General features: G+C 68.7%; 13 protein-coding genes. 3 read left to right on the top strand and 10 right to left on the bottom strand.

Annotation, left to right across the window (positions count from 1 at the left end):
• Positions 1 to 60: 60 nt before the first annotated feature.
• From ACS5PK_RS13970 to ACS5PK_RS13925, 10 genes are all read right to left on the bottom strand, one after another.
• Entirely contained in the window at positions 61 to 1,203 is a 1,143-nt protein-coding gene (locus ACS5PK_RS13970) for an ABC transporter substrate-binding protein (protein ID WP_439440965.1), read from the bottom strand.
• A gap of 85 nt (positions 1,204 to 1,288) precedes the next feature.
• Positions 1,289 to 1,897 carry a TetR/AcrR family transcriptional regulator gene (locus tag ACS5PK_RS13965; protein WP_439440861.1) on the bottom strand — a complete coding sequence of 203 codons (609 nt, stop codon included), beginning with the start codon at positions 1,895 to 1,897 and terminating at the stop codon, positions 1,289 to 1,291.
• 126 nt (positions 1,898 to 2,023) lie between these two features.
• Complete coding sequence (gene paaE / locus ACS5PK_RS13960) at positions 2,024 to 3,103, bottom strand: 1,2-phenylacetyl-CoA epoxidase subunit PaaE (RefSeq protein ID WP_439440860.1); 1,080 nt, start codon at positions 3,101 to 3,103, stop codon at positions 2,024 to 2,026.
• 141 nt (positions 3,104 to 3,244) lie between these two features.
• Complete coding sequence (gene paaD / locus ACS5PK_RS13955; protein ID WP_439440859.1) at positions 3,245 to 3,766, bottom strand: 1,2-phenylacetyl-CoA epoxidase subunit PaaD; 522 nt, start codon at positions 3,764 to 3,766, stop codon at positions 3,245 to 3,247.
• 119 nt (positions 3,767 to 3,885) lie between these two features.
• Positions 3,886 to 4,677: a 1,2-phenylacetyl-CoA epoxidase subunit PaaC gene (gene paaC / locus ACS5PK_RS13950; protein ID WP_439440858.1), complete on the bottom strand. Its 792-nt coding sequence runs from the start codon at positions 4,675 to 4,677 to the stop codon at positions 3,886 to 3,888.
• Positions 4,678 to 4,688: 11 nt separating this feature from the next.
• Positions 4,689 to 4,991 carry a 1,2-phenylacetyl-CoA epoxidase subunit PaaB gene (paaB, locus tag ACS5PK_RS13945; protein ID WP_269632395.1) on the bottom strand — a complete coding sequence of 101 codons (303 nt, stop codon included), beginning with the start codon at positions 4,989 to 4,991 and terminating at the stop codon, positions 4,689 to 4,691.
• 17 nt (positions 4,992 to 5,008) lie between these two features.
• Positions 5,009 to 6,010 carry a 1,2-phenylacetyl-CoA epoxidase subunit PaaA gene (gene paaA / locus ACS5PK_RS13940; protein ID WP_439440857.1) on the bottom strand — a complete coding sequence of 334 codons (1,002 nt, stop codon included), beginning with the start codon at positions 6,008 to 6,010 and terminating at the stop codon, positions 5,009 to 5,011.
• 115 nt (positions 6,011 to 6,125) lie between these two features.
• Positions 6,126 to 7,433, bottom strand: coding sequence for a phenylacetate--CoA ligase PaaK (paaK, locus tag ACS5PK_RS13935; RefSeq protein WP_439440856.1), 1,308 nt, complete (start codon positions 7,431 to 7,433; stop codon positions 6,126 to 6,128).
• A 4-nt stretch (positions 7,434 to 7,437) separates the two neighbouring features.
• The gene (gene paaI / locus ACS5PK_RS13930; RefSeq protein ID WP_439440855.1) at positions 7,438 to 7,902 is read right to left on the bottom strand and encodes a hydroxyphenylacetyl-CoA thioesterase PaaI; all 465 of its coding nucleotides are present in this window, start codon (positions 7,900 to 7,902) and stop codon (positions 7,438 to 7,440) included.
• Between the two features lie 44 nt (positions 7,903 to 7,946).
• A complete protein-coding gene (locus ACS5PK_RS13925) occupies positions 7,947 to 8,783 on the bottom strand; it encodes an enoyl-CoA hydratase-related protein (RefSeq protein ID WP_439440854.1) in 837 nt (278 codons plus the stop codon).
• 216 nt (positions 8,784 to 8,999) lie between these two features.
• On the opposite strand from ACS5PK_RS13925, the gene ACS5PK_RS13920 reads away from it, so the two are divergent.
• The 3 genes from ACS5PK_RS13920 to ACS5PK_RS13910 all read left to right on the top strand — a co-directional run bounded on the left by ACS5PK_RS13920 (position 9,000) and on the right by ACS5PK_RS13910 (position 12,071).
• Entirely contained in the window at positions 9,000 to 9,602 is a 603-nt protein-coding gene (locus ACS5PK_RS13920; protein ID WP_439440853.1) for a phenylacetic acid degradation protein PaaY, read from the top strand.
• A gap of 145 nt (positions 9,603 to 9,747) precedes the next feature.
• On the top strand, positions 9,748 to 10,854 hold the full coding sequence (locus ACS5PK_RS13915; RefSeq protein WP_439440852.1) for a tetratricopeptide repeat protein: 1,107 nt from the start codon (positions 9,748 to 9,750) through the stop codon (positions 10,852 to 10,854).
• A 32-nt stretch (positions 10,855 to 10,886) separates the two neighbouring features.
• Complete coding sequence (locus ACS5PK_RS13910; RefSeq protein WP_439440851.1) at positions 10,887 to 12,071, top strand: GNAT family N-acetyltransferase; 1,185 nt, start codon at positions 10,887 to 10,889, stop codon at positions 12,069 to 12,071.
• Positions 12,072 to 12,185: the final 114 nt, after the last annotated feature.

Below are 12,185 nucleotides of genomic sequence, written 5' to 3'. Positions count from 1 at the left end.
TCCGGGGGCGGCGCCCGCCGGGGGCGTCGCCGTCAGGTGGGGGCGGTCAGGTGGGGGCGATCAGGGCTGGTACTTCCAGGTGCCGTTCTCGATCTTGACCATCACGCGGGCGCGCTGGTCCAGGCCGAGGTGGTCCTTGTCGGACATGCTGAACACGCCGTGCGCGCCGGGCATTTCCTTGATGGCCTCGAGGGCGTCGCGCAGGGCGGCGCGGAAGGCGGGCGTGCCGGGCTGGGCCTTCTTGACCGCGGCGGGGATGGCGGCCTGCAGCAGCTGGCCGGCGTCCCAGGCATGGCCGCCGAAGGTCGAGACCGAACCCTTGCCGAAGGCCGCCTCGTACTTGGCGGCGTAGTCCAGCGCGCTCTTCTTGACCGGGTGGTCCGCCGGCAGCTGCGTGGCCACCAGCACCGGCCCGGAGGGCAGGAAGGTGCCTTCCACGTCCTTGCCGCCCACGCGCAGGAAGTCGTTGTTGGCCACGCCATGGGTCTGGTAGAACTTGCCGGCGTAGCCGCGCTCCTTCAGCGTCTTCTGGGGCAGGGCGGCGGGGGTGCCGCTGCCCGCCACCAGCACGGCGTCCGGCTTGGCAGCGAGGATCTTCAGCACCTGGCCGGTCACCGAGGTGTCGGTGCGGTTGTAGCGCTCGTTGGCGACGATGGTCAGGCCTTTGGTCGAGGCGACCTTGTTGAACTCGTTGTACCAGCCCTCGCCGTAGGCATCGGCGAAGCCCACGAAACCGACGGTCTTCACGCCCTGGCTGGCCATGTGCGAGGCGATGGCCAGGGCCATCATGATGTCGTTCTGCGGCGTCTTGAAGACCCAGCGCTTCTTGGCGTCGACGGGCTCGACGATGCGGGCCGAGGCGGCCATGGAGATCATGGGCGTCTGGCTCTCGGCCACGGCGTCGATCATGGCCAGGCTGTTGGGCGTCACGGTGGAGCCCACGACCACGTCGACCTTGTGCTCGGTGATCAGCTTGCGGGTGTTGGCCACGGCCGTCGTGGTGTCCGAGGCGTCGTCCAGCACGATGTAGTTCACCTTCTGGCCGGCGATGGTCGTCGGCAGCAGGGTGAAGGTGTTCTTCTCGGGGATGCCCAGCGAGGCGGCGGGGCCGGTGGCCGAGACGGTCACGCCCACGTTGATGTCGGCCAGGGCCTGGCCCATGAGTGCGGCGGTGCCGGCCAGGGCCAGCAGGGTCTTCTTCATCAGCTTCACGGTGTCTCCTTGTGTTGGTCTTGCCAGTGTGTGCAGGATGCGGATCCTCGCGGGGTGATCGTCGGTGCTCAAGCCTTCACGAGGCTTGCTTGAGGCCCACGGCCCCGAGGCCGCCGAAGAAGAGGTCGGCCACCATGGGCGCGACCGAGTCGTAGCTGAGATCGCCGTCCGGTTTCAGCCAGGTGAAGGTCCAGTTGATCATGCCGAAGAGCAGCATGGTCAGCGGCTTGTGCAGCCGGGCGGCCTGCAGCTCCGGGCGGACGGCGGCCACGGCCTCGGCGAAGGCCTGGACCACCTGGCGCTCGACGGCCAGCAGGCGTTCCTGGTCGGCGCCCTCGAGGAACTTGACGTCCTCGGTCAGCACCCGGTGCTCGTTCTGAGCCTCGCCGTAGGCCTGCATGAAGCGGGCGATCAGGGCGCGCAGATGCGGCTCGGGGGCCAGGTCTTGCGCCTTTACCTCGGCCACCAGGGCGGCCAGGCCCTGCACATGGGTCTCGCAGATCTGCACCAGCAGCTCGTGCTTGTCCCGCACGTAGTGGTAGAGCGTGGGCTTGCTCACCGCGCAGGCCTCGGCCACCTGGTTCATGGAGGTGCCGGCATAGCCTTGCGCGGCAAACAGCCGCGCCGCCTGCGCCAGGATCTGGTCGCGGCTGGCATCGAATCCGGGGGCTCTGCCTCTGGCCATCTTTCTGTTCAGCTTTCTCGATCGAAGGGCGCTCAAGGCTTCATCGTGTGGAGCTCGAGGATCCGGCTTGGCCGGGCCTGCGAGCTCGCCCCCTCGAAGGGGGCCGGCGAAGCCGGTAGGGGGTGATCATCTCTCGTCGAAGGAGATCACGACGCGGGGGGTCAGCGCGTGAGCCTGGCAGCTCAGGATGAAGCCCGCAGCGACCTCATGCTTCTCCAGCGCGAAGTTCTTGTCCATGCGCACCTCGCCCTCGATCAGCTTGCAGCGGCAGGTGGAGCACACGCCGCTCTTGCAGGAGAAGGGCACGTCCATGCCGGCGCGGGCGGCGGCGTCCAGGATGCTGGGATCGCTCTTGCTGACGCTGATCTCGCGCGAGAGGCCGTCGCGGATCACCAGCACCGTGGCCAGCTCGGCGTCGCCTTCGCGCACCTCGTGCGGCGCGGGCTGGCCGGCCTGCATCTCGGGCGTGCCGAAGCGCTCGATGTGGATGGCCTCGGGCTTCACGCCCGCGGCCAGCAGCGCGGCCTCGGCCTCGTCGTTCATCTGGTAGGGGCCGCAGATGAAGGCGTGGGCGATGCTGGCGGGCTCGATGAGGGCGCCCAGGAACTCGGCGATCTTGTCGCGGTTCATGATGCCGGCCATCAAGGGCGAGTCCACCACCTCGTCACTGAACACATGGTGCAGGGAGACGCGGGTGAGGTACTGGTTCTTCAGATCCTCGATCTCCTCCTTGAACATGGTGGAGGCCTGGCGGCGGTTGCCGTAGATGAGGGTGAAGCGGCTGCCCGGCTCCTTCGCCAGCACCGTCTTCATGATGGACAGGATGGGCGTGATGCCCGAGCCGCCGGCGATGCCGAGGTAATGGCGCTGGCTCTGCGGCTCCACCGGCACGAAGAAGCGGCCTTGGGGCGGGAAGACCTGGATCACGTCGCCGGCCTTGAGCTCGCTGTTGACCCAGTTGGAGAAGCGGCCGCCCAGCACCTTGCGCACGCCGACCCGCAGCTCGCCGTCGTCGACCCCGGCGCAGATGGAGTAGGAGCGGCGCAGGTCCTCGCCGCCGATGTCGGCACGCAGGGTCAGGTATTGCCCCTGGGTGAACTTGAACAGCTCGGCGGACTCGGGCGGCACGTCAAAGCTGACGATCACGGCTTCTTCGGTGTCCGGGCGGACGTCGCGGACGCGCAGGGGGTGGAAGTTGAGGCTCATATCAGTGATCCATCGTTGAATGCGGCAGATCCGCCGCAGGAACGGAATGCATTCCCGAGCGAGGTCCGGGGATCCGGCTTTGCCGGGCCCTCGGAGCTGCCCCCTCGAAGGGGGCTGGCGAAGCCAGCAGGGGGTGGGCCGTCATATGGGTTTGAAGTGTTCGAACGGTTCCCTGCACGCCATGCAGCGGTACAAGGCCTTGCAGGCGGTGGAGCCGAAAGCAGAGAGGCGCTCGGTCTGCTCCGACCCGCAGCGCGGGCATGCGAGCCTGGTGAGCGAGGCGCGATGCACCAGGCGGATCGGCTGCTCAGCACCCGGATGGGCCGGGCCCGGCGGCGCGATGCCATAGGCCTTGAGCTTGGCGCGGCCTTCCTCGGTGATCCAGTCGGTGGTCCAGGCGGGGGAGCGCTGCAGGGTGATGCTGATCTCGCCGAAGCGGGCCAGGGCTTCGCGCACGTTGTCCTGGATGAGCTCGGTGGCGGGGCAGCCGGAGTAGGTGGGCGTGAGCACCACTTCCAGGCCGCCAGCCGTCTCCTTGAGATCGCGCACGATGCCCAGCTCGCACAGGCTCACCGCCGGGACCTCGGGGTCCGGGATCTGGCGCAGCACTTCCCAGGCGGCTGACAGCCGCCCGCAGGCCTGATCTGAAGCGGTGTCACTCATGGCGGGACTCGATGCCAGGCTGGATTCCCCCAGCGGAGCCCGAGGATCCGGCTCTGCCGGGCCTGCGGGCTCGCCCCCTCGAGGGGGCACGCGAAGCGTGTAGGGGGTGGTCATTCCGTTCACCACACGCCGCCGGGGTAGGCGCGTTGCAGGTACTGCATCTCCGACAGCATGTGCCCCATGTGCTCGCTGTGGATGCCCACGCGGCCGCTGGGGACGTAGCGGCTGTCGGCCGGGGCCTGCAGCGTGGCGTCGGTCAGCACCTCGTCCATGGCGGCACGCCAGTCGGCGCGCAGCGAGTCCCAGGCGGGGCCCAGGCCGGTGGCGGCGGCGTGCGCATCGATGTCGTCGCTGGCGAAGAGCTCGTTGGTGTAGGGCCACAGCGTCTTCAGGGCCTCTTCCATGCGGCGGTGCGATTCCTCGGTGCCGTCGCCCAGGCGCTCGGTCCAGTCGGCCGCGTGCTGCTGGTGGTAGCTGGCCTCCTTGAAGGCCTTGGCGGCGATGGCGGCCACCTCGGCGTCGCTGGACTCCTGCAGGCGGGCCCACAGCAGACGCAGCCAGGTGGCGGCGGCCAGGTTGCGCACCGTCGTGAAGGCGAAGTCGCCCGGTTTTCCAGGCCCGTTCGGCAGTTCCATCAGCACCGGGTTGAAGTACTGCCGCTCGTCGCGCAGAAAAGCCAGCTGGTCTTCATCGAAGCCCTGGCCATCGAGCTGCCCGGCACGCGTCAGCAGGCCGCGGGCCTGGCCGATGAGGTCCAGCGCCATGTTCGTCAGCGCCAGGTCCTCTTCCAGGATGGGGCCGTGGCCGCACCATTCGGAGAGACGCTGCGAGAGCACCAGGCAGCTGTCGGCGATGCGCAGCAGGTAGCGCACCTCGGGCTTGTCACCCACCTTGATCGATTGTTGGCTCATGGTGGGCGTGCTCACATGTGGTTCACAGAGTCGGGCAATTCGTAGAAGGTCGGATGGCGATAGACCTTGTCTTCCATCGGATCGAAGTACATGCCCTTCTCGCCCGGGTCCGAGGCCACGATCTGGCTGGACAGCACCACCCAGATGCTCACGCCTTCCTGGCGGCGGGTGTAGACCTCGCGGGCCATCTGCAGGGCCAGCTTGGCGTCCGGCGCGTGCAGGCTGCCGCAGTGCTTGTGATCGAGGCCGGCCTTGCTGCGCACAAAGACTTCCCACAGGGGCCATTCGTTCTTGGGGGCTTGCTGATTGCTCATGGTGAGGGTCCTCGTGTTCAGGCTGCTGCTGCTTGGGTTGTTTGCTTGCGGGCGTGGGCCAGCGCGGCTTCGCGCACCCATGCGCCCTCGTCCCAGGCCTTGACGCGGGTGGCCAGGCGTTCGCGGTTGCAGGGGCCGTCGCCGCCCACCACGCGCCAGAACTCGTCCCAGTCGATGGCGCCGAAGTCGTAGTGCTCGCGCTCGGCGTTCCACTTGAGATCCGGGTCCGGCACGGTCACGCCCAGCACCTCGGCCTGCGGGATGGTGGCGTCCACGAACTTCTGGCGCAGGTCGTCATTCGAGATGCGCTTGATGCCCCAGCGCATGGACTGCTCGGAGTTGGGCGAGTCCTTGTCATGCGGGCCGAACATCATCAGCGAGGGCCACCACCAGCGGTTGACGGCGTCCTGAACGAGGGCCTTCTGCTCGGGCGTGCCCTTCTGCATCATCACCAGCAGGCTCTCGTAGCCCTGGCGCTGGTGGAAGCTCTCCTCGCGGCAGATGCGGATCATGGCCCGCGCATAGGGCGCGTAGGAGCAGCGGCACAGCGGCACCTGGTTCATGATGGCCGCGCCGTCGACCAGCCAGCCGATCACGCCGATGTCGGCCCAGTTCAGCGTGGGGTAGTTGAAGATGGAGCTGTACTTGGCCTTGCCCGAGTGCAGGGCTTCCAGCATCTGGTCGCGGCTGGTGCCCAGGGTCTCGGCGGCGGAGTAGAGGTAGAGGCCGTGGCCGCCCTCGTCCTGGATCTTGGCCAGCAGGATGGCCTTGCGCTTGAGCGTAGGCGCCCGCGTGACCCAGTTGCCCTCGGGCAGCATGCCGACGATCTCGGAGTGCGCGTGCTGGCTGATCTGGCGCACCAGGGTCTTGCGGTAGTGCTCGGGCATCCAGTCCTTGGCCTCGACGAACTCGCCCTCGCCGACGCGGGCCTCGAAGGCCTCCAGCCGCTTGGCATCCTCCGCGCTCTGCACCTTGGCCGCCTGCTCCTGCGGCCCGACGCTCATCGCTTGTGTGTACATCAGCCACTCCTGTCTGTTTGAGGTTGGTATTCCCGGGTGAGTGCCGCCGATCCGGCTTTGCCGGGCGGTCGGCGCTGCCCCCTGGAGGGGGCGCGCGAAGCGCGTAGGGGGTGGTTCATTTCGGTCTTTTGTCGATCACGCGGCGAGCTTTTCCGACCAGCGTGCGCTCGATGCTGTCCGGCGCACCGATGTCGATCTTGGTGGAGACGCCGATCAGCGTCTTGATGCGGTGCTGCAGATGGCGGGCGATGCCGTCCTTCAGCGCCATGTCGGCGCCGGGCTGCATCTCGCAGCGCACCAGCACCTCGTCCAGCGGGCCTTCACGGCTGACGACGATCTGGTACTGGCCGGAGAGCTGCGGCTCCTGCAGCACCAGCTCCTCGATCTGCGTGGGGAACATGTTGACGCCGCGGATGATGAGCATGTCGTCCGAGCGGCCCACGATCTTGCCCATGCGTCGCATGCTGCGCGAGGTGGGCGGCAGCAGGCGGGTGAGGTCGCGGGTGCGGTAGCGGATCACGGGCAGGGCCTGCTTGGAGAGCGAGGTGAAGACCAGCTCGCCCTCGGCGCCGTCGGGCAGCACCTCGCCGGTCTCGGGATCGATGATCTCAGGGTAGAAATGGTCTTCCCAGATCACCGGGCCGTCCTTGGACTCGATGCATTCGCTGGCAACACCTGGCCCCATCACCTCGGACAGGCCGTAGATGTCCACGGCATCGATGGCGGCCTTGTTCTCGATCTCGCGGCGCATGGCCTCGGTCCAGGGCTCGGCGCCGAAGATGCCCACCTTCAGCGAGCTCTCGCGCGGGTCCAGGCCCTGGCGCACGAACTCCTCGATGATCACCTGCATGTAGCTGGGCGTGACCATGATGGCATCCGGCTTGAAATCCTGGATCAGCTGGACCTGCTTCTCGGTCTGCCCGCCAGACATCGGAATGACGGTGCAGCCCAGCTTCTCGGCGCCGTAGTGCGCGCCCAGACCGCCGGTGAAGAGGCCGTAGCCGTAGGCGATGTGCACGATGTCCCCGCGTCGCACGCCGGCGGCGCGCAGGGAGCGGGCCACGAGGTTTGCCCAGGTGTCGATGTCGGCCTGCGTGTAGCCCACGACGGTGGGCTTGCCGGTGGTGCCGGAGGAGGCGTGCAGGCGCACGACCTGCTCGCGCGGCACGGCAAAGAGGCCGAAGGGGTAGTGCTCGCGCAGGTCCTTCTTGGTCATGAAGGGGAACCTGGCGAGGTCGGCCAAGGTCTTCAGGTCCGAGGGGTGCACGCCCTTCTCGTCGAAGGCGGCCTTGTAGTGGGGCACGTTCTCGTAGGCGTGCTTGAGCGTCCATTGCAGGCGCTGCAGCTGCAGGGCCTGCAGCTCGTCGCGGCTGGCGGTCTCGATGGGCTCCAGATCGCCGGGGGCGGGATGCTTCACGGTCATGGGTTCACTCCTGCGCAGGGGCAGCGGCCAGGCCGGGGACCACGGGCTTGCCCTTGATGCGGTAGGACTTGCCGCGGAACACGGCCACCAGCTCGTCCCGCTGGTTGCGCACATTCACGTCATAGACGCCGGTCCGGCCGGCGAGCGAAACCTCGTGGGCGACGGCGGTCAGCACGTCGCCCTGCCGTGCGGGCGCCACGATGTCTATCGTGATGCCCGAGGCCACCGTCAACTCGTTGTACGCGTTGCAGGCGAAGGCAAAGGCCGAATCGGCCAGGGTGGTGATGAGGCCGCCATGGCAGATGGCGAAGCCGTTGAGCATGTCCTGGCGCACTGTCATGCGTATCGTCGCGCTGCCGGGGCCCACGGCCAGGATGTCCATGCCGAGACCCTTGGAGGCGTGGTCCTCGCGGAACATGGCGTCGCGCACGGCTTCGGCGATGGCTTGCGGGCTCAGGGGCGTGGACATGCAGGAGGCTCCTCGGACAACAGGAAGGGGCGGCACAGGGCGCGTCAGCGGTCCTTGAAGACCGGCGTGCGCTTTTCCAGGAAGGCGGCGGCGCCCTCCAGGTAGTCGTGCGCGAAGCCCAGCTGGCTCTGCATCACGGCTTCCAGCTTGAGCGCGTCCTCGTAGTTGAGGCTCAGGGCCTCGTCGAAGGCGTTGCGGGTCTCGACCAGCGAGCGCGTGGGCATGCCGGCCAGGCGCGAGGCCAGGGCCTGGGCTGTGGCGGCCAGCTCCTCGTTCGGGACGACGCGGGCGATCAGGCCCAGGCGCGCCGCCTCGGTGGCGGGCAGCTTGTCGCCCAGCAGGGCCAGCTCCATGGCCTTGGCGCGGCCCACCAGGCGGGTCAGCAGCCAGGTTCCGCCGCAGTCAGGGATGAGGCCGATCTTGGAGAAGGCCTGGATGAAGCTGGCGGACTCGGCCGCGACCACGAGATCACAGCCCAGGGCCAGGTTGGCCCCGGCGCCAGCCGCCACGCCGTTGACGGCGGCGATCACCGGCACGGGCATGGAGCGCACCCGCAAGGCCAGGGGGATGTAGTAGTTGTCCAGCAGGTGGCCGATGTCCTTGGGGCGGGCGTCGGCGCCGAACTCGGGCTTGATCAGCGGGTCGGAGAGGTCCTGCCCGGCGCTGAAGGCGCGGCCCATGCCTGTGATCACCACGGCGCGCACGCCGACATCCTCAGCCGCCTCGTCCAGCGCGGCGCGGGTCTGGGCCAGCAACTGGGCGGTGAAGGCGTTCAGCGCCGCCGGGCGGTTGAAGCTGAGGGTGCGCACGGCACCTTCCTGGCTGATCAGCAGGGCGTCGTCGGCTTGGGGCGCCGCAGAAGGGGCGGAAGGCTGTGACATGGGCGAGGCCTCGTGTGGCTATGCGTCAGGTCAAGGTTCTTGCACTCTTGACCGACCGGTCGGTAGATCGTAAGGTGCCGCTTGATCTGGCACAAGCGCTGCCGGCCTGGCGTAAACCCTAGGTTTGTCCGCGCTGGTCCTCATGGCTGCTGATCCGGCCGCTGCGCCGCAGGCAAAGCGGCCTGGCGCGGCGGCCGCCCGTCAACTGGAGTCCTCATGCCTTCCTACGCCATCGACGGGGTGATCCCCGTGGTCCATCCCAGCAGCCATGTGCATCCGACGGCGGTGCTGATTGGCGACGTCCACATCGGGCCGAATTGCTATGTCGGCCCCAATGCCAGCCTGCGCGGGGACTTCGGCCGCATCGTGCTGCATGAGGGGGCCAATGTGCAGGACTGCTGTGTGGTCCACGGCTTTCCCGGCTCGGAGACCGTGGTGGAGCGCAATGGCCACATCGGCCACGGTGCCGTGCTGCATGGCTGCGTGATCCGGCACGATGCGCTGGTCGGCATGAAGGCGGTGGTGATGGACGGCGCGGTGCTGGGCGCCTACAGCATCCTGGCCGCCTGCGCCTTCGTGAAGGCGGGGCAGGACCTGCCGGAGAAGTCATTGATCGCCGGCCTGCCCGCCAAGGTGCTGCGCCCGCTGAGTGACGATGAGATCCGCTGGAAGCTCGAAGGCACCCGCACTTACCAGCAGCTGAGCCAGCGCTGCCTGGCCAGTCTGGAAGAAGTCCAGCCGCTGGCGGCGGCGGAAGCCGACCGCCCGGCGCTACCGGCCAGCCTCCACCAGCCCCTGCACACGAGCCGGCAGGACTGAAAAGCGGGCCAAGCCAGAAGTTCTGCACATCGATCCCTGCTTTGGCCCAGTGCCGCCGACGGACAGGATGCGCGCCGGCCTTACGCTATGCGCACAGTCCGATGCCTGCCTGTACGGCGTCGGCGGGACGGTTTGCATGGAGCCTTTGCTGATACCCCAACCTCCAGCCTGCGAGCAGTGCCTGGACCTCGCCCGGCAGGCGCTGGCCGAGCAGCGCATGCGGGACACCCTGGTGTTGCTGGACCAGGCGCGCGGCACCTGCGATCTGGATGCCCTGCCAGCGGCGCTGCGTTGCGAGATCGGCCAGATGCAGGCCCGCGCCGGCTGGGCGCTCTATGACCTCCGCCAAGCCTATGTCGGTGCCAGTCTTGCCTTGAGCCACCTGCCTGCGCAGGCACGGATCGAACGTGTGGAGATGCTGGACATCGCCAGCCTCTGCCTCAGCGGCGCCGGCCTCATGGACGAGGCCCTGGAGATGGCCCGCGAGGCCGTCGAACTGGCCACGAGGCCGCCGCAGCTGCACCCGGTGCTGCCCCGCGCCCTGGGCGCCTTGGCCCATGTCTGCGCCCAGTTGGGCCAGTACGACGAGGCCGAGATGCTGCACATGCAGGCCCTGTCGAGGGCGCGTGAAAGCCAGGAGCCTCACGCCATGACCCGGGCCTATACCAATGCCCTGCTGGCCGGTGCCCTGGCCATCGACGAACTGCGCCGACGCGGCCATGACCTCCAGGCCGATGCCATGGGCCAGCGCCAGCTGCGCCTGGCCTTCCAGGCGCGCTCGCAAATGGATGCGCCGGAAATGAACCAGCGACAGCGCTCCTCCTTGCTGCTGAACATTGGCATCGGGATGATGCACGGCGGCCGGCTGTCCGAGGCGCAGGCCCTGTTCGAGGCCGGGCAGGCGCTGATCCACCAGGACGAGCTGCCCCACGCCTGGGCCTCGCTGCAGCATGCGCAGGGCGAATGCGCCCTGCTGGCGGGCGATCTCGACCGTGCGCGTATCCTGCTGGAACCGCTGCTACTGCCTGAGGCCTTGCAGGCCTATCCCTTCATGCGGGCCCCGCTGCTGCGCAATGCGCTGCGCCTGTATGAGGCGTCCGGAGAGGCGGCTCGGGCGGCTCAGTTCATGCAGCGTCTGCAGGAGCTGGAAGAGGACCAGGCGCGGCAGCGCCGGCAGGTTGGCGAGACCCTGCGTGCCCTGCGCCGTCAGACGCCGCAGTGGCTGTCGGGCCAGCACGATCTCTTGCGCTAGGCTGCGGCTTTCGCTCATCGCAAGGAGGGCCCATGGGCCTCCAGAACTTTCTTGCCGACCAGGACCTGAACGTGCAGGCGCTGGGCGAGGCCGACGCGCCCCGCCTGCAGTCCCTGTTCGAGGCCTGCGCCGACTACTTCCATCGCTGCGGCCTGGTGCTGGCCGCTGACGAGGCCCGGCAGGAGCTGCGCAGTGCGCCGCCGCCGGACTTCGCCTGGGCGGCGCAATGGCATCTGGGCATCACGCAGCCAGGAGGAGAAGGGCTGCTCGCCTGCCTCCATGTCTGCAGCGAGGCTCCGGCGGCTGGAGCCTGGCACCTGGGCTTGCTGATGGTCCATCCGGCGCGGCGCGGCACGGGGCTGGCTCAGCGCCTGCTCGCGGCGCTGGAGTCCTGGGCGCGGCAGTCCGGTGCGCGCTGGATGCGACTGGGCGTGGTGGCCGGCAATGAGCCGGCCGAGCGCTTCTGGCGCTCGCAGGGCTATCGCGAGCTGCGCAGCCGGGTGAGCCAGGCGGCTGGCCAGCCGCCTGGCCCCGTGCGGGTCATGCTCAAGCATCTGGGGGACGGCCCGGCGCTGGCGGACTGGGCCGACTACCTCGCTGCCGTCCCGCGCGACCGCCAGCCGCAGGACAGCCTGCGTCTGGTGGCCGATGCCCTGCCTTTGCGCTCCCGGGAGGGCCGGGTGCAACTGCGGCGCATGCGCGAGAGTGATCTCGACCGCTTCCACGCCTACCGCAGCGACGCCGAGACCGCCCGCTTCCAAGGTTGGACGCAGGCTCAGGATCCCGCTCAGTCGGCGGTCTTCCTGCGCGAGATGAGCGAGGCCGCCATCGGCGTGCCGGACGAGTGGGTGCAGCTGGCCATCGCCGATGGTGAGGACGACCAGCTGATCGGCGACATCGGCCTGTGCCTGCGCGCTCGCCCACCGGAGCTGACGCCGGGGGCCGACACCCACCCGCTGGGCGCCTGGATGGGCATCACCCTGCATCCCGGCTGGCGCGGACGCGGCCTGGGCCGCGAGGCCTTTGTCGCACTCCAGGACTTCCTGCTCGACGCCGGCGGCCTGCTGGAGGTGGAATGCTGGGTCGACGCCCGCAACCAGCCCTCCATCCAGCTACTGGAAGCCAGCGGCATGCGACGCTTCTGCACCGAGGTCCGGGACTTCCGGGGCGCGCCCTGCGAGGAGCATGGCTACCAGCGGTGGCGCGGCCTCTGGTAGCCCAGGGCGATGGGGCGGACGAGCCGAAACGCCTGCTTACAAAATGCCTGCTTGCACCCGCCTATTCGAGCGGGCGCTCCTGTGCAATCCCCAGTTCGAGCCGCCTGCCGCAGT

The sequence above is a fragment of the Roseateles sp. DB2 genome, assembly GCF_051857535.1.
GTDB lineage: Bacteria > Pseudomonadota > Gammaproteobacteria > Burkholderiales > Burkholderiaceae_C > Roseateles_B.
Note: the sequence above shows the minus strand (reverse complement) of the source record. Positions and strands in the feature narration are given on the sequence as shown.

What these genes read in the sequence shown, in the direction of transcription:
- paaA (WP_439440857.1), bottom strand. Translation starts at nt 6,010, where the DNA reads ATGTACACACAAGCGATGAGCGTCGGGCCGCAGGAGCAGGCGGCCAAG.
- paaB (WP_269632395.1), bottom strand. Translation starts at nt 4,991, where the DNA reads ATGAGCAATCAGCAAGCCCCCAAGAACGAATGGCCCCTGTGGGAAGTC.
- paaE (WP_439440860.1), bottom strand. Translation starts at nt 3,103, where the DNA reads ATGAGCCTCAACTTCCACCCCCTGCGCGTCCGCGACGTCCGCCCGGAC.
- paaI (WP_439440855.1), bottom strand. Translation starts at nt 7,902, where the DNA reads ATGTCCACGCCCCTGAGCCCGCAAGCCATCGCCGAAGCCGTGCGCGAC.
- ACS5PK_RS13920 (WP_439440853.1), top strand. Translation starts at nt 9,000, where the DNA reads ATGCCTTCCTACGCCATCGACGGGGTGATCCCCGTGGTCCATCCCAGC.
- ACS5PK_RS13910 (WP_439440851.1), top strand. Translation starts at nt 10,887, where the DNA reads ATGGGCCTCCAGAACTTTCTTGCCGACCAGGACCTGAACGTGCAGGCG.
- paaC (WP_439440858.1), bottom strand. Translation starts at nt 4,677, where the DNA reads ATGAGCCAACAATCGATCAAGGTGGGTGACAAGCCCGAGGTGCGCTAC.
- ACS5PK_RS13925 (WP_439440854.1), bottom strand. Translation starts at nt 8,783, where the DNA reads ATGTCACAGCCTTCCGCCCCTTCTGCGGCGCCCCAAGCCGACGACGCC.
- paaK (WP_439440856.1), bottom strand. Translation starts at nt 7,433, where the DNA reads ATGACCGTGAAGCATCCCGCCCCCGGCGATCTGGAGCCCATCGAGACC.
- ACS5PK_RS13965 (WP_439440861.1), bottom strand. Translation starts at nt 1,897, where the DNA reads ATGGCCAGAGGCAGAGCCCCCGGATTCGATGCCAGCCGCGACCAGATC.
- ACS5PK_RS13970 (WP_439440965.1), bottom strand. Translation starts at nt 1,203, where the DNA reads ATGAAGAAGACCCTGCTGGCCCTGGCCGGCACCGCCGCACTCATGGGC.
- paaD (WP_439440859.1), bottom strand. Translation starts at nt 3,766, where the DNA reads ATGAGTGACACCGCTTCAGATCAGGCCTGCGGGCGGCTGTCAGCCGCC.